The organism is Oceanobacillus sp. FSL W8-0428, assembly GCF_038004405.1.
Lineage (GTDB): Bacteria > Bacillota > Bacilli > Bacillales > Amphibacillaceae > Oceanobacillus > Oceanobacillus sojae.
The window spans coordinates 1823741-1839377 of the sequence record NZ_JBBORB010000001.1 but is presented as its reverse complement, the minus strand read 5'-3'; the positions used below and the strand labels follow the sequence as shown (position 1 = coordinate 1839377).

The following is a 15637-nucleotide window of genomic DNA, read 5'->3' as shown; positions in this document are numbered from 1 at the left end:
TATAACAATCCGTTATTAAAATATATAAATTATTTTATTTTTCATTATAAGCTAAATTCACTATAATACAATTAATACTTGCAAATTTAGTCCATGGTTACAATTTAAGGAGGAGCGGTTATGGAACATCATCATGTAAAAGATATTTGGAATGCAGATTTGTACGACGGAAATCATTCGTTTGTATCAAAGTTTGGCAGTCATTTATTAGAGCTTTTATCCCCTGTAGAAGAAGAGCAGATTCTCGATATAGGGTGCGGTACAGGAGACCTGGCCCATAAAATCTATCAGCATGGTGCCCGTGTAACAGGGGTTGATAAATCAGAGAACATGGTTCATCAGGCAAACATTAAATATCCTGATGTAACGTTTATAGCGAAAGATGTTCTAGAGCTTGAATACAATAATTCTTTTGATGCCGTTTTCTCAAATGCAACACTTCATTGGGTAAAACAGCCTGAGGAGGCACTTCAACACATCTATAACAGCCTGAAATCCGGCGGGAGGTTTGTTGCAGAATTTGGAGGTAAAGATAATGTTCAAATCATTACAAATGAAATTATCCTTCAGATAAAAAAAGCAGGAATTCCCTATACACCAGACCAATTCCCCTGGTACTTCCCAAGCATCGGCGAGTACACAACCTTGATGGAGAAAACCGGATTCCACGTGGCATTTGCCCAGCATTTCGACCGGCCGACACCTTTAGAAGGCGAGACGGGATTGCGGAATTGGATGAAAATGTTCTGTGGAAATATCTTCGAAAACCAGCCGGAAGCTATACAAGAGCATGTAATGATACACGTAGAAAATAACCTAAAGGAAACTCTAAACCAAGATGGCCAATGGATTGCGGATTATAAGAGACTCCGTGTCGTTGGTATAAAGAATGGGTAAAAAATCTGTTAGAACAGAATGAAATAAGATTTGATTCAAAACAGTTGGCAGGAATCTATTTTAAAGAAATCCTCAAAATGGTTTCCTGCCTTCATAAATTTAAATATATTACAGCTGGCAGCTTATTCAAAGAAACGGAAATGGCTCTATAATTTCTTCTCCCAACAGCATATTCTTCACCTTAAACTGGTTATTTTTCACTTCGTTTTCTCCAATAATGATAACATTGCGGATTTTTTCCTTATTCGCTCTTTCCAACGCTTTGCTTATCTTTTTATTTCCCATCTCCACCTCTGCTTTATACCCTTTATTTCTTATGTGTTTGGCCACTAATAAAGCTTCTTTTTGTGTGCCTAACGGGATAATATAATAATCTATCTCTTTGCCAGGCTTTCGGCTTGCACCAGATGCTGACATAGCTGTATAAATCACGTCCAGCCCAAAAGAGATTCCAACGGTAGAGAAGGTTTCATCCGCCCCCATCAGTCCGCCGATTGCATTATCATATCTTCCACCGCTTCCTATGCTGGATGTAATAGATTGATCGGCTAAGAATACTTCATAAACGGTACCTGTATATATATCTAATCCCCTTGCTAAAAATGGATTAAACTCACATTGCTCATTGATATCAAGATAGTCCACATACGACTTTAGCTCTTTCAGCTCCTGGAGCCCCTGTTTAATCTGTTCATTTGGGGCAAAGAGAGTTTCAAAATAGCCGAAACTAGTATTATTTCCATCTGTCAAAAACTGTTTAATCGAGCGGATGGATGCACCTGACAGTCCCTGCTTATCAAGCTCACCTATAACAGCATCTACTCCTACTTTTTCAAGCTTATCCAATATCAGTACTACTTTGTTTATTTTTGCCGCTTCCACACCAAACAGTTCAAGCACCCCGGTTAATAGTTTCCTGTTATTGAATTGGATTTTCACTTTTAGTCCAAGTTTATCAAAAGCATCCAGTGCCATCGTCATTAATTCCGCTTCTGCTATTTGTGAATCTACCCCGACAATATCAACATCACACTGTGTAAATTCCCGAAGCCTTCCTGTTTTTATTGGGCCATCCCGAAATACCTTGCCAATTTCATACCGCTTGAAGGGCATCTTCAATGTCGGGTTCATTGCTGCGACTTTTGTAAATGGGATAGTGAGGTCATACCGTAATGCTAAATCTCTTTCTCCTCTGTCCGTTAAGGTATACATCTCCTCTAATATTTCCGCTCCGCCGCCATATTTAGAAGCAAGTAATTCCGTATAATTTAAGATAGGTGTTTCTAACGGCTGACAGCCATATTGGACGAATACATCCTCTAATGTCCTCCTGATATTTCTCCGTATGCTTTCCGACTCTGGTAAATAATCCTGTGTTCCTTTTACATTTTGATAATTCATTTTCTTCATTTCCCCGGCCTCCTGTTTTATAGACAAAAATCGCATTTGAGTTAAGTATTAAACTTAATTCAAATGCGATTTCATGAATAATAGCCTTCCTAATTCGATTTTTTCAAAATTAAAATCGTTAGCAAGGCTATCTGATATGATGTAATAGTGAGAATGAATATAGTGTGTTGACGAAATCCATAATGTCCACCTCTGATTTTGGATTACTATATCATATTGATTTATCGTTTTCAATCATTTTCTTTGAGAATATCTGGGCTGTTAATGGAAAATCAGCTTATTTAACGGCTTACTTTTTTACTATTATATCAGAATAAATTTATTTGTCCTGTACTATAAAGGAATCTCTTTTGCCTCAGGCTTTGTACTGCTGCTCTGTTTTTTTCACACAAAAAGACTAAACCCCGATAGAGTTTAGTCCTAATCTGTATTGATTTTGCATGGAAAGCTTTGCAACCAAGCTGGATAATTTCATTTTCTCAGCCTGCTATGTGAGTCCTTAATCCAAGTCTTTTCTCGGTGTTATACCAGAGGCGTAGTCGTAATAAAAGGTACGCTTTCCTTTTTTAGAAATGATGTAAATAGCATGAATAACTAAAACCATCCACATTATAACGAGAAAACCGAACACAGCCACTGTAAGCCATACATGATAAACATACATCTCCGAATTCATATCCAGTTCAATTGCCGTCAATATATTTAAAAATGCGGATAATACCCAAGGTACAAAAAGGGCAAACATCCTTTTAAACATAGCCTGCCATTTAGGTACATCGCCTTCTGAGTCAGTAAGTTCAAATCTCAGAATACCTGTCCCTGCTGTTTTCCCATCCCATAAAAGAGGCACAATAAAATAAACAACAAGAAAGCCGGCTGTTTTATAAATAAATTCAACCATCTCATTCGATATAAATAGCCCTAATGTCAGACTCCAGCTGATATGAACAAGCATAAAATCGATGAAAACTGCTAGCAGCTGAGCTAATGGGCGGACTACTTGGCTCTCCTGTATTTTATCCCTCTTGGCAAGAAGATTTTTTTTAGACGGGAATAAAGCAAGTATCATTGGAGCAATAAGAAACCCAAATAATGCCCCTGCACTATTTAAAATCAGATCATCCACATCGAATATACGGTAAGGACAATTATATATTCCGTAAATTCCTGTTACCTGTGTAATCTCAAAGAAAAGAGACAAACCAAACCCCAACCCTAACGCACGCTTCCAATAATGTTTATTCTGGAAAAAGTATCTTAAATAGACTCCCAACGGCAATAGTAACAGAATATTAAAGGCTGCCTGCAAAAATGCACTCTGTTTAAATATCTGCATATAGGTTGCAGGTTGTGTCCAAATAATTTTGCTGCTATTTATTGTATCTGTTATAAAAGAAAATGGTGTAAGCGAATAATGTACTGTGTCGGGCGGCTGCAAAGCACAGGTATTTCGAGTATCCGGTAAAGGCAGCAGCACTAAAAATAAAGCGGATAACAGGTAAAAAATAAAAGAAAAAGCTACGATAGAAGCCCAAATACTTAAGTAACCATATTTTCTATAAACATAGATCAGCCAAGGGATTGTTAGAAATACGGACAATAGGAGAAATATGATAGCCGCTGTTTGGATTGGCATGATATATACCGACATATGTACACCTCTTTCTGAAATCATAAACAAATCAAATATTACTTTTAAATAAAGTTTAAGCAATAATGTCCAAGCTCTTCTTTGTTTTACGTTAAAAAAGGAGCTCTGTCAAATATAGTAATACATAGAATTTCATTTTCTCCATCATTCAATTATTACATTACTATTCGTTAACCCCAAAAAACCGCTCCATACTTGATAAGCAGAAGCGGTTTTTTTAAGAAATATATAATGACCTGCCCCTTTTTAAGAGCTGTCACCTAACTGTCTGGTAAGCCGTGACCTGACTATTTTTTGGATATGCTCGATTCAATCATGCTACGCTCTTTTTTTATAGAAAGAGGAGAATAAGAATAGAACAGCACCAAGCAATACAGCAATTCCGCCAATGATTCCAAAGTACATAATCTCTGTTTCAGGGCTATATAATTTAACGATTTGTGCGTTAATTGCCTGTGCTGAAGCATTAGATAAGAACCATAGACTCATTGTCTGTGCGGAGAATGCCGCAGGAGCCATCCTCGTTGTGGCTGCTAAACCAACAGGTGACAAGCATAATTCACCAAAGACAACAATTAAAAAGCTGAGCACTAACCATATTGGGCTGACAAGCGCATCAGGCCCTGCATAAATTGCAGGAATGATCATAATCAAGAAAGAAAGGCCAGCAAAAATCAAACCTAATGAGAATTTTTTGTGTGTAGATGGCTGTCTTTTGCCAAGCTTCATCCATAGCGCTGCAAATACTGGTGCTAACAATACAATAAATAATGGGTTGAATGATTGGAACCAAGATGATTGCAAGGAAAAACCGGCAAATGATAACCTTGTCCGTTCATCAGCGTATTGTGCCAGGATAACTGCCCCTTGCTCCTGGATTGCCCAGAACACCATTGCTGCAAGGAATAATGGAATATAAGCAAGTAAACTCTTTTGTTCCTGACTTGTTGTTTTTTTGCTGAAATACATCACTAAAAAGTAAATAATAGGAATAATTATCCCTAGTATACTTACTAACATGATAAATCCATCAATGGTTAAAATACCGTTAGAAATCAGAATAGCACCAACAATAACAATTACGATGGCACTGATTCCAAATTTCAGAAATACAGATTTCTTTTCTTCAGGTGATAATGGGTTAGGCACATAAGAACCGGCAATCCCTAAATATTTCTTTCTGGTAGCCAAGAAAATAATAAGCCCAACAAGCATACCCAGGGCTGCTACCCCAAATCCAAGATGGAAATTATATTTTTGCCCGAGTGTTCCGACAATAAATGGTGCAATTAAACCGCCAAGGTTAATACCCATATAGAATATACTAAAACCGGCATCGGTACGTGGATCTTCTTTATCATATAAATCTCCGACGATATTAGATACATTCGGTTTTAACAGTCCTGTACCAATAACAATTAAGCCCATGGATACAAACAGAGCTGTGACTCCTCCTGGGAAAGATAAGGCAATATGACCTGCCATAATCAATATTCCGCCATAGAAGACAGTTCTCTTTGTACCAAGCAAGCGGTCAGCAATCCAACCGCCAATAATTCCTGACATATATACAAGTGAGCCATAAATAGCCATAATGGAAGCAGCTGTTCCTTTATCCAGATTCAGCCCGCCATCTTTTATTGCATAATACATATAGTAAAGTAAGATTGCTCTCATACCATAGTATGAAAATCTCTCCCAAAACTCTGTGAAGAATAATGTAAACAAACCTTTAGGATGTCCGAAAAAACCTTTTTGCGGAATACTCTTAAGGATATCTTCTGAATTTTTTGTTGTCATAATATTTCCTGTCCCTTTCTATTTAAATTGATTCACCCTTCGCAATTCATAATATAGCCTCAAATATTACTCCAGCATCAAATTAGAGAAATTGATACTCTTAAATAAATATTCTAACAATTTAAAAATACCTCACCGTCTGGTTTTCGTTTACTGAAATCGTAAAACTGCCAAATAGAAGAGGTACCCTTGATTGATGACCATATAAGCAAATGCTAAAATGAAATAAAATCAACTTTAAAAAATAAACATATATAAATATTTATGTCATGCAGCAATGACATTGTTTTTCTTTAATTGCACTGCTTCTATTTTCAAATGGATTTCTACTCCCTGCTTTGAAAATAAAACCTTTTTCGCATACTTGCTTTTGGCTCGTCAGGTGGTACTGCTTCTCCCGTTTATTTCCATGCGTAAAAGTCGAATACTGAATATGATAACACTATGAAAGTTTAATGTAAATTAATTGACAAGTGGTTATTTTTTCAATTTTTTCATCATATATTCATATGGTACCAAAAAAAGGAATTTCCCCAAGGGAATAATGCACCAAAATTTCTATCACATAAAAGATACCGCTATATTTTTTGAATCAAAATAATTTTCCAACACACAAAATTAATGGTATAGTTATCACAGGGATTGTAAAATAATGTACGGTCCTTAAAATGTTTTTTCATGCTCTATCAATCATACTAATAGAAATCGAAGCATACTCCTATTTTCGCGGCGAATATAGATATAAATTGATTATACCCAAAAGGAGAAAACAAGTGGAAAAAACAGTAGAATCTGGAATATCCAGTGCAATCGGTAAACTATTTCGAGATAATTTCGGAAAAGGACCGGAGGCAATTTTTGTATCTATAGCAAAACCATACATCACTATTTATTTACGAAACTTTTTAGCTCCAATGGAAAGAATTCTGCTGAAGCAGGAAAACGAATTAAAATTTCAGGAAACCCGTGACCTGTTAATGAAGGAACTGACGCCGGAAATACAATCTATTATTTCCTCACAGGCAGGAGTACAAGTAGACAAAATCTACTATGACTGGTCAACAGAAAATAGAAACGGAATTCTCTTTGCAGAACTTAATTCCAACTTAGATGAAACAACCGGGAACTATCTTAGTTATCCAGCAAAAGAACAGGTTCACGCGGAGATTAGCCGTTTTACACAAAAAGCGCAAAAGTCTCCAAGAAAGCTTACATCATGTATGCTCAACTCTCGCACATTAGTCTCCAGACGGGAGGACATTTTTGTCCTGATTGAACAGGAGCTTATCCGTTCCGGCTTTGAAAATCAGCTCAGGCTGTCAAAACGGAAGCTGGAAAAGAGTTTAATTGATAAAAAATTCTTAGAGTCTGTACTTCATCAGGAAATACAAGATGTATTCGTAGACTGGGATTTTGAAAATGATACAGGCTTTGTTATCTTTATACTTAAACCAAAAAATAATATGGTGGAAATGTCTAGACAATAGAGCTAAGACATAAGCCGAAAAGGGTATCGTATCCTTTTCGGCTTTTTTTAAAATTAAATTAAATAATAAAAAGGAATTCAGACAGTGAGAACAATGATTATAGATACACTATTCATTAAAAGGGGCAAACTGGTATTTGGCTTTCATTCGCAATAATACTGATTGATTCAGGTATACATCTCCAGCGATTTCCAATCGTTCTTAATCTGAAGCAAGGAATATAAAACTTTATCAAGAACTGGAGGACTAGACTATGAAAACTCAATCAACTGTGAACATCAATAAGGAATTAGATATTGTTCAGGCCAGACAGGTAGGCAGGAATATAGCAAAACAGATTGGCTTCAGTACGGTTAATCAGGCACGTATTACCACGGCAATATCTGAATTGGCCCGCAACATTTATCTATATGCAGGTAAAGGACAGATTTCCTTTGAAGTCATTGACGCGTTTAATCAAAAAGGCATAATTATGATCGCTGCTGACTCTGGCCCGGGGATCAGCGATATCAAGTTAGTATTGCAGGATGGCTATACTACTTCGGGAGGTCTCGGGGCAGGACTTCCAGGTGTTAAGCGATTGATGGATGAATTTGAAATCCAATCAGGAAGTGGAAAAGGTACAACAGTTAAGGCTATTAAATGGGTCTGAAAATTAACATATAAAGTTAAAAATTTGTGTTATTTTATAGCAAACAGAAGTCTATTCATTTTCTTACGGCTTTGATTTATTAACCGTTCATTTAATATTTACTATACTTCATTTTTATTAATCTTTTACATAAAAAAGAGGATACAAGCTTTAAGGGGCTTTAAAGCTCTTTAAATTTGTTAGTCATGCCATAACTGTCCCCTTCGCTATTTTGCAAGGTTATTATACATTTTCCACTTCTAATTGTCAGGTTTTCATTTGTTTTGTTCTTCTCTTAATCCTTCTAACAAATGCCGTAAAACAATCATCGCTTCTTCTATTACATCCATGTTCCGGTCAAGATGGTTAGCAATCCATAATACCGCTTCATTCATTGCTCCGGAAAGACAATGTGTCATCGCTTCTACAGAAAGAGACTTTATTTGGTTTTGCTCCTGCATTGATTGTAATTGTTCTTTTAAAGAATTCATTGAATATTTTTCGTCCATTTTCCGAAATGTATCCCAGCCTAATACTGCTGGTCCATCAATTAAGAGGATACGCTGGTTATGTGATTCTACGGCTCCTTCCAGAAAAGCCTGACATCCATTGACTAATTGCTCCCAGCTATCCTTACTTTGCGCTGCAGCTGCCTCTACATAGCCTCCTACTTCTTCTTGAACTGCTTCAAATACGGCAAGAAAAAGTCCTTTTTTATTCTTAAAATGATGATATAAAGCACCTCTTGTTAAGCCTGCTTCTTTGACGATTTCTTCTAAAGAAGCATTCGCATATCCATATGCTGTAAAGTGGTGCCGTGCTATGTTTATTAAATTCTGTATCGTTTGCTCTGTTTCTGCTTTATTTTTCTTCATGTCGGCTCTCCTTTCTGCTCAGCTTGATGCAATAATTCCACTGCATGTTCATTCTTTGATTTTATTAATGTTCTGAATCCATTTTTAATTATTTTAGAATTTATATTCTCCTTATTTGATACATATTGCTCCATCCATTCGAGAACTGCTGCAGGATTCTCTTTTGTTAAATCATTTATGTGATTAGCCACAGATTTTTGAACATAACGAGACCTGTCACACATTAATTTTTCTAACAGATATAAATTATTTCGTATATCGTTTTTTAATGGAGGCATCTTTTTAGCCCATGGAAGACGCGGCCGGGTTCCTTCGCTTACTAAGCGTCTAATATGCGGGTTAGAATCTCCTATCCAATTTTGAAAATAATTCATGCAACGATCAACATCTGCCATTAAATAGGCTCTGACAGCAAACTCCGATGTATGGCGTTTCGTAATTTCATACATGGCTTGAAAGGATAAATCAAAATAATCTAATCCATATTTTTCTACAAAAAGGGCAACAGGCATCAGGAAATAACCTTTGGTAAACATCCCTTCTTCTGTTTCATTCTCTGGTCCCAGAATGTTTAATAAGATAGCTAAAGCTTCTTCGTAATCTGCAGGAAGATATTGCTTTAAATTGTCCGTTATTACTTCTACACGTGCCTTCAACTCTTTATCCTCTACTTCTGCCCTCACCGCATCTACAAAATCATATTTAGAAAAAGGAGGATAATGCGGCTCAATTAAATCAGCCAGCCTGAGAGCCAGTTCTTTATCAAAATAATATTTTAAAGCTATATACTCGCTCATGATAATCCCTGTTCTCCTGTTTCCGTTTCTTTATAATAATCTTGAAAGGATTTATCAGGAGGAATAACTGTAATCACATCAATCAATACACCACTCGGGTCACTCGTAATAAAATGCCTTTGACCAAATGCCTCATCACGTAAATCGAGATGCAAAGGCAACTTATGTTTCTTAACTAATCGCTCATAGATTTCATCGACATTTTCTACCTCAAAATTAAGGATTAAACCCTGGACAGTGTTTCCAAAGGAAGAAGGTACTGTTTCATGATCTGCCTGAAGGATTGCTAACTCCCCTCCTGTCTCTTCCTGCTTCAAACTTATATACCAATCCGCTTCGAAAACGATGGAGAATCCAAAATGTTGTAAATAAAATGTACTGGTTTCACTTACATTCTTCGTCATTAATACTGGATAAAAACCGCTAAGCTTCATTTTTTTCACTCCTTATTGTAATTTATATTCACTTTAACATACATACAGTATGTATGTAAATATGATTAATTATAGAATCATATTTAATTTTTAAAACCTTATACTTTATTGCTAAAACGATTTCATGTATCGTGTTTCTAAACAAGCAAAATGACGCGGATCAATTGTTAAAGAAAATTAACTGGTTTGATACCGAATTTCCAGCAATAGAATAAGCAAAGAGTTAATAAAAATTTCTTTCAATTCATTTACCTTACTGCAAATTAATGATACGATATTTTAAATTTAACCTTGAAGGGAGAAAACATAATGGAAAGAAGCCAGCAAATTGTTTGTGAAAAAAGATCCTACTCTAGAGAATTCCATTCACACCAGCATGAATTTGGACAGTTTCTCTTCCCGCTGCACGGTTCTTTGGATATCCGGACACAGCAGCAGAAAATAAACCTCGGACCAGATTACTGTTTCTATCTTCCACCAAACTTTCAACACCACTACCGCTCTGTAGACAGAAATGAATTTTTAATATTGGATATTCCCTTACATTATTTATCAGATGGCTCTGAAAGCATACATATCCGATTAGATGAACACTGGACTTCTATCCGTTACTTATTGCTGGAAGAGGCAGCTTCGAAAAATGATTTATCTCCCTTGTCAGATTTAACCAGGTACATTGCAAAAAAACTGCAGACTTCCAATCCCCCTTCTATTGATTATATTCACAGGCATTTCAAAGAGCCGATTCGAATAGAAACTCTGGCAAAAATAGAACATTATCATCCAGTTTATTATTCGGAATGGTTTAAGAAAAGAACCGGTAAAAGTCCAAAAGCTTATATTTTAGAGCTTCGTTTACAAGAAGCAGAGCATTTATTGCTTTCAACCGGATGGTCCATGTCCCGGATCAGTGAAGAATTGGGCTTTGAGAATGCTTCTTCCTTTACAAGATGGTTTGTCAGGCACAAGGGAACAGCTCCAAAAAAATATAGATTTCTTTAAAACAGATAAAAGAATGTTAAATCAGGTATAGAAAATGCATCAACAATTTTTTATGATGAATTTAATATTCTTTTTTGGAGTGGGTCAAATGCAAGGAAAACTTTCCGCTTTGCTAATCCTGCTGGCAGCTGTCCTCTGGGGAACAACAGGCACCACGCAGGCTTTTGCACCTGAAAGTGCGCACCCTATAGCGATTGGAACAATCCGCTTAGCTATCGGAGGGCTCTTTTTATTATCTCTGGTTTTTTTGTTTGGCAAATTAGAGTTAAAAAATTGGCCAAAGAAAGCAACTATTTTGGCAGCTTTGAGCATGGCTCTATACCAGCCATTGTTTTTCTCTGCCGTTACTATCACCGGAGTGGCTATCGGAACAGTAGCAGCAATAGGAAGTGCACCGATTTTATCAGGGCTGCTGGAATGGATATTTTTTAAATCCCGCCCATCAAAAATCTGGTGGTGCTCCACTGTTCTTTCCATTTCCGGCTGTATTCTTTTGTTTGTAAACAGAGAGGCAGCCTATGTAGATCCTGTCGGTGTCATCATGTCTTTGGGAGCAGGACTTTCCTTTGCCATTTACACACTTGCCAGCAGAGATATGGTTCAAAAATTCCCATCCTTAAATGTTGTTGCGGTTATTTTTACGCTCAGTGCGATTTTCTTAGCTCCGTTTTTATTTATCTTCGATATATCTTGGGTGAAGAGCTTGCAGGGGATTGGTGTAAGTATTCAGCTTGGAGTTATAGCTACTGGGATAGCCTACTTTCTTTTTGCCAAAGGGCTGACTAAAGTTTCTTCCTCAACTGCGGTAACGCTTGCCTTGGCAGAGCCTTTAACAGCGGCATTATTAGGAGTGCTCCTATTAGGAGAAAGCTTAAATACAACCGCCTGGCTAGGTATCTCACTTTTAATTATCGGGATTGTATTATTAATTGGATCATCCAACGCGATGAATCGTAAAAATAAATCTACAACGATGACCTCAGCCTAAATAAATTGATTAAAGGAGACAACATAAAAATGGCAACGATAGAGGATTTTTTAAAACTGGATATTCGAATTGGCACCATTCGATACGCTGCACCTTTTCCGGAAGCAAAAAAGCCGGCAATCCAATTAGAAATCGATTTTGGAGAAGAGATTGGAACAAAGTATTCTTCTGCTCAAATCACACGCAGATATACTCCCGAACAGCTCAATGGGCGTCAGGTTGCAGCAGTCGTTAATTTCCCGCCAATGCGTATTGCGGGGTTCAAATCAGAGGTTCTTGTTATCGGCGGTACTCCAGAAGATGGAGATGTCGTTCTTCTGAGTCCAGATGAACACGTTCCAAATGGCACACGAGTCTCTTAAAATAGTTAAAAGGCAAGGGGAACATCTCCTTGCCTTTTAACTATTTTGTACTTGTCGCTATAAACAGAGAGGCATCTTGCTTCATGAAGATATGATTCCCATGATGAAAAGTATTCATTTCAATATTTTGGAAACCAGCATCGTTTAATACATTGCTTATTTCCTCTTTAGTAAAACCATTATGCACTTTTGGATGCTGGATTCTTTCATTTTTATCAAAATCGACGATAATAAGCATGCCGTTTGGATTTAGCATTGTACTTAATTTTTGCAGAAGTGGCTCTATATCTGGAACATGCAGCAGAACAAGCGATAAGATAATGACATCTGCATTCAAGTCCAAACCGTCATCTTCCACTAAATTAAATTCTACTGCTTCAAAATGAGTTAATTGCTGCTTCTCTATTTTACCTTGGGCAACCTGAATCATTTCCTGAGAAGCATCTATCAGCCATCCCTTTTCAAATTGATCAGCAAGCTGAAATGTCACCAAACCTGTCCCTCCCCCATAATCCAGGATGGAATGATATTGCTTGCCGGCCAAGACTTTCTTTATCTCTCCGGCAATAATATTTGCCAACTTTATTCGATCTTCTGTATCATATTTTTTTGCCATTTGATTGAATACGTTCTCTTCCATCTTTCCCCTCCAACTAAATGTCTTTCGCCTTTTTATAGAATTTCATTGGTTTTTTAATATACCATAATTCCATATATAAACAAGAAATAAGCAAGAAAGCATAACCTTCTAATTAAATATCATCGCAGAAGCAGTTTTACGTAGACTTCATTTTATAATTCAAACAAACGATTGATTTACTGCTGAGATGCTATTAAGAAGATGCTCCCTTGATTAAAAAATCTGCTATGTTATCATTGCCTCAGTATGAAATAAAGGAGTTTTACCCGTGAATGTTCCAATACTTTATGAGGACAATCATTTACTTTTTGTAGAAAAGCCTGTCAACATTCCCGTACAGGAGGATAGATCAAAGGACCAGGATTTACTTAATCTTTTGAAGGAAGATTTAAAAATCCGCTATCAAAAACCGGGAAATGTATATTTGGGAATGGTTCATCGCCTGGACCGCCCTGTAGGAGGAGCAATGGTCTTTTCAAAAACATCCAAAGCTGCTTCCCGCTTATCTGACGCAATTCGAAGACAGGCAGTAGAAAAGAAATATTTAGCTGTGGTAAGAGGAAAGCCTAAGAAAAAGTATGGGTTATTAAAAGATTACCTGGTAAAGGATAAACGTGAAAACAAAGTGTATACAGCACATCCGGAGAATAAGAATGCTAAAGAAGCCAAGCTAGAATATGAAGTTATCGGCAGTAAAGAAAATTTGAGCCTGCTCTCTATCAAACTGCATACCGGTCGGCCGCATCAAATTCGTGTTCAGCTCTCCTCCCGTGATTTACCGCTTTATGGAGATCAAAAATACGGAGAAAAGGTTAACCAAACCGGAGAACAGATTGCATTATGGTCAGAAACGCTCGTAATAGAGCATCCAACGAAAAAAGAAGAGATTAAGGTTAAGTCTCAGCCGCCGGATAAATACCCATGGAATCTTTGGTAGACTCGTATATCAGATAAGTGTTTGTTAATAAAAAAAGTAAAGGAGCTTTGATTGCGGCTTCCTTTGCTTCTTTTATAACATCTTTCCTGCCTATAGTTTTTTTCACAAGATTATTCCCACACCTGCTTTTTCCTAGAGTTTAATAATCTGATTTATTAATAAAATATTTCTCCCTTATATATATTTAAATACTCATTCTATAAAACAGCGCATATTGCTCATTCATATAATCCAAACTGTAAGAAAAATCATCAGCAACCCAGTACATAATCATACCAACAAGTGCATTTGCCTGATAGGCAGTGTAGAGCTGAATATCAATATCCTCATTCTTATACAGCTTTAAAACCTCACCAAGCAGCAGCTTTATCTTTTCATAAAATAAATAGTAATAGGAAAGCGATGCCTTATTTGTAAAAACAATTTTATAAAAATCACCGTATTTCTTTACATGATGAAAGATACGTAAAGAAGATGGATCTACTTCATGCGGCTGGACCTGCAAATCACGATAAGCCCCCTGATAGGAGTCCTCCAAATCTTCCATAACTACCTTAAAATATTCTTCAAATAAGCACTCTTTCTGATCATAATGCAAATAAAATGTCCCTCTGTTTACTTTTGCCAGTTTACAAATTTCAGAGACAGAAATAGACTCCATCGGTTTATCCATCAAAAGCTTCACTAATGCCTCATGAAATGTCTTCTTCGTTTTAATAACTCTTAAATCATTTAAATTCAAGCTGCTTCACCTCTTAATAGACATTTTTCACAAAAATCGTTCATTAAGCAACATTCTCCATTTTTTTGGTTATTGAATTAGAATTTTATCCTATGCTACTATCATAATAGACAGTTGTACATTAAAACAATATTTTTAGTTTATACTAAAGTTTGTAAGCGTTTTATTTAAGGTAAATAGAGAGAGAATACATGGACAGCTGTTGAACATTGTAAGCTATTAAAAGGGGGAGCTCTTATGAGCAAGGTTTACTTAATCACCGGGGCAGCAACCGGTCTCGGGCGGGCTATTGCATTAAAATTGGCAGAACAGGGGCATCGTTTAAGCCTGGTGGATTATAACGAAAAGGACGGACAGGCTACTGCTGAAGGCGCTAAAAAGCTGGGTGCCGAAGTTATTTTTGTAAAGGCTGACGTTTCCAATGAAGAAGACGTTAAAAATTATGTAGCACAAACGGTTGAGGCTTTCGGAACCATAGATTATTTCCATAATAACGCCGGAATTATGATTCCATTCCGTCTGCTTCATGAGTACTCAAGTGAAGAGTATGACCGCTTAATGAATATTAATGTAAAAGGGGCATTCTTAGGAATCAAATATGTTATTCCTGTAATGATAGAAAATAACGGCGGTACCATCATCAATACTGTTTCATCCAATTCCTTTAAACCGACAGCCTTTAACGGTGTCTATGCTGCTTCCAAGCATGCACTTGCCGGATTAACTAAATCTATCGGCCAAGACTATCAGGACTTGAATATTTTCGCAGTGGGGGTTGCACCTAATACGATGCAGACGAATATTTCCGCTGCCGCATCAACTACTTATACAGAAGTAATTGGTGCGGGAATCGCTGCCTCTACAGGGCCTAATATTCCGGCAACTGCGGAAGAAATTGCCGATGTTGTTATTTTTGCTATGAACAGAGCTAAGACTTTAAACGGATCTACTGTCAATTGCGCAGGAGGCCAAATCTATAATTAA

General features: G+C 36.8%; 16 protein-coding genes. 8 read left to right on the top strand and 8 right to left on the bottom strand.

Annotation, left to right across the window (positions count from 1 at the left end; genetic code table 11):
- Positions 1-120: 120 nt before the first annotated feature.
- The gene (locus tag MKY30_RS08505; protein WP_339284266.1) at positions 121-897 is read left to right on the top strand and encodes a methyltransferase domain-containing protein; all 777 of its coding nucleotides are present in this window, start codon (positions 121-123) and stop codon (positions 895-897) included.
- Between the two features lie 126 nt (positions 898-1023).
- Here MKY30_RS08505 and MKY30_RS08500 read toward each other — a convergent pair whose 3' ends face one another.
- From MKY30_RS08500 to MKY30_RS08490, 3 genes are all read right to left on the bottom strand, one after another.
- Entirely contained in the window at positions 1024-2307 is a 1284-nt protein-coding gene (locus MKY30_RS08500; protein ID WP_339284265.1) for a histidine--tRNA ligase, read from the bottom strand.
- A gap of 499 nt (positions 2308-2806) precedes the next feature.
- Positions 2807-3958, bottom strand: a complete 1152-nt coding sequence (locus MKY30_RS08495; protein WP_339284264.1) for a VanZ family protein — start codon at positions 3956-3958, stop codon at positions 2807-2809.
- 318 nt (positions 3959-4276) lie between these two features.
- A complete protein-coding gene (locus tag MKY30_RS08490) occupies positions 4277-5758 on the bottom strand; it encodes a peptide MFS transporter (protein ID WP_339284263.1) in 1482 nt (493 codons plus the stop codon).
- 773 nt (positions 5759-6531) lie between these two features.
- Between MKY30_RS08490 and MKY30_RS08485 the strand changes: the two genes are divergently transcribed.
- The gene (locus tag MKY30_RS08485; protein ID WP_246145034.1) at positions 6532-7245 is read left to right on the top strand and encodes a Na-translocating system protein MpsC family protein; all 714 of its coding nucleotides are present in this window, start codon (positions 6532-6534) and stop codon (positions 7243-7245) included.
- Between the two features lie 253 nt (positions 7246-7498).
- Positions 7499-7897, top strand: coding sequence for an anti-sigma regulatory factor (locus MKY30_RS08480; RefSeq protein WP_147208905.1), 399 nt, complete (start codon positions 7499-7501; stop codon positions 7895-7897).
- Positions 7898-8151: 254 nt separating this feature from the next.
- Here the strand turns inward: MKY30_RS08480 and MKY30_RS08475 are convergent, their stop codons facing one another.
- From MKY30_RS08475 to MKY30_RS08465, 3 genes are read right to left on the bottom strand one after another with little or no spacing between them, the layout of a single operon-like run.
- Positions 8152-8751, bottom strand: a complete 600-nt coding sequence (locus MKY30_RS08475) for a TetR/AcrR family transcriptional regulator (RefSeq protein ID WP_339284261.1) — start codon at positions 8749-8751, stop codon at positions 8152-8154.
- A complete protein-coding gene (locus MKY30_RS08470) occupies positions 8748-9548 on the bottom strand; it encodes a DNA alkylation repair protein (protein ID WP_147208901.1) in 801 nt (266 codons plus the stop codon). Before MKY30_RS08470 ends, MKY30_RS08475 begins: the two co-directional genes overlap by 4 nt.
- Complete coding sequence (locus tag MKY30_RS08465) at positions 9545-9982, bottom strand: VOC family protein (protein ID WP_339284259.1); 438 nt, start codon at positions 9980-9982, stop codon at positions 9545-9547. The genes MKY30_RS08470 and MKY30_RS08465 overlap by 4 nt, the downstream gene beginning before the upstream one ends.
- A gap of 309 nt (positions 9983-10291) precedes the next feature.
- Here MKY30_RS08465 and MKY30_RS08460 point away from each other — a divergent pair, with 309 nt between their 5' ends.
- The 3 genes from MKY30_RS08460 (at position 10292) to csaA (ending at position 12334) form a co-directional block, all read left to right on the top strand.
- Positions 10292-10984, top strand: coding sequence for a helix-turn-helix transcriptional regulator (locus MKY30_RS08460; RefSeq protein ID WP_341083490.1), 693 nt, complete (start codon positions 10292-10294; stop codon positions 10982-10984).
- Positions 10985-11072: 88 nt separating this feature from the next.
- Positions 11073-11972, top strand: coding sequence for an EamA family transporter (locus tag MKY30_RS08455; protein WP_341083489.1), 900 nt, complete (start codon positions 11073-11075; stop codon positions 11970-11972).
- Between the two features lie 29 nt (positions 11973-12001).
- Positions 12002-12334 carry a chaperone CsaA gene (gene csaA, locus MKY30_RS08450; protein ID WP_339284254.1) on the top strand — a complete coding sequence of 111 codons (333 nt, stop codon included), beginning with the start codon at positions 12002-12004 and terminating at the stop codon, positions 12332-12334.
- A gap of 40 nt (positions 12335-12374) precedes the next feature.
- On the opposite strand, the gene MKY30_RS08445 is transcribed toward csaA, so the two are convergent.
- Entirely contained in the window at positions 12375-12974 is a 600-nt protein-coding gene (locus tag MKY30_RS08445) for a class I SAM-dependent methyltransferase (protein WP_341083487.1), read from the bottom strand.
- A 268-nt stretch (positions 12975-13242) separates the two neighbouring features.
- On the opposite strand from MKY30_RS08445, the gene MKY30_RS08440 reads away from it, so the two are divergent.
- Positions 13243-13911: an RluA family pseudouridine synthase gene (locus MKY30_RS08440; protein ID WP_339284251.1), complete on the top strand. Its 669-nt coding sequence runs from the start codon at positions 13243-13245 to the stop codon at positions 13909-13911.
- Between the two features lie 184 nt (positions 13912-14095).
- Here the strand turns inward: MKY30_RS08440 and MKY30_RS08435 are convergent, their stop codons facing one another.
- Positions 14096-14653 (bottom strand): TetR/AcrR family transcriptional regulator, encoded by a 558-nt coding sequence (locus tag MKY30_RS08435; protein WP_147208887.1) that lies wholly within the window; start codon positions 14651-14653, stop codon positions 14096-14098.
- A 237-nt stretch (positions 14654-14890) separates the two neighbouring features.
- On the opposite strand from MKY30_RS08435, the gene MKY30_RS08430 reads away from it, so the two are divergent.
- Positions 14891-15637, top strand: a complete 747-nt coding sequence (locus tag MKY30_RS08430; RefSeq protein ID WP_341083485.1) for an SDR family NAD(P)-dependent oxidoreductase — start codon at positions 14891-14893, stop codon at positions 15635-15637.

Excerpts from the sequence above, each read along its gene's own strand:
- MKY30_RS08430 (WP_341083485.1), top strand. The coding sequence starts at position 14,891 with ATGAGCAAGGTTTACTTAATCACCGGGGCAGCAACCGGTCTCGGGCGG.
- MKY30_RS08470 (WP_147208901.1), bottom strand. The coding sequence starts at position 9,548 with ATGAGCGAGTATATAGCTTTAAAATATTATTTTGATAAAGAACTGGCT.
- MKY30_RS08505 (WP_339284266.1), top strand. The coding sequence starts at position 121 with ATGGAACATCATCATGTAAAAGATATTTGGAATGCAGATTTGTACGAC.
- MKY30_RS08500 (WP_339284265.1), bottom strand. The coding sequence starts at position 2,307 with ATGAAGAAAATGAATTATCAAAATGTAAAAGGAACACAGGATTATTTA.
- MKY30_RS08490 (WP_339284263.1), bottom strand. The coding sequence starts at position 5,758 with ATGACAACAAAAAATTCAGAAGATATCCTTAAGAGTATTCCGCAAAAA.
- MKY30_RS08495 (WP_339284264.1), bottom strand. The coding sequence starts at position 3,958 with ATGTCGGTATATATCATGCCAATCCAAACAGCGGCTATCATATTTCTC.
- MKY30_RS08475 (WP_339284261.1), bottom strand. The coding sequence starts at position 8,751 with ATGAAGAAAAATAAAGCAGAAACAGAGCAAACGATACAGAATTTAATA.
- MKY30_RS08460 (WP_341083490.1), top strand. The coding sequence starts at position 10,292 with ATGGAAAGAAGCCAGCAAATTGTTTGTGAAAAAAGATCCTACTCTAGA.
- MKY30_RS08465 (WP_339284259.1), bottom strand. The coding sequence starts at position 9,982 with ATGAAGCTTAGCGGTTTTTATCCAGTATTAATGACGAAGAATGTAAGT.
- MKY30_RS08455 (WP_341083489.1), top strand. The coding sequence starts at position 11,073 with ATGCAAGGAAAACTTTCCGCTTTGCTAATCCTGCTGGCAGCTGTCCTC.
- MKY30_RS08445 (WP_341083487.1), bottom strand. The coding sequence starts at position 12,974 with ATGGAAGAGAACGTATTCAATCAAATGGCAAAAAAATATGATACAGAA.
- csaA (WP_339284254.1), top strand. The coding sequence starts at position 12,002 with ATGGCAACGATAGAGGATTTTTTAAAACTGGATATTCGAATTGGCACC.
- MKY30_RS08480 (WP_147208905.1), top strand. The coding sequence starts at position 7,499 with ATGAAAACTCAATCAACTGTGAACATCAATAAGGAATTAGATATTGTT.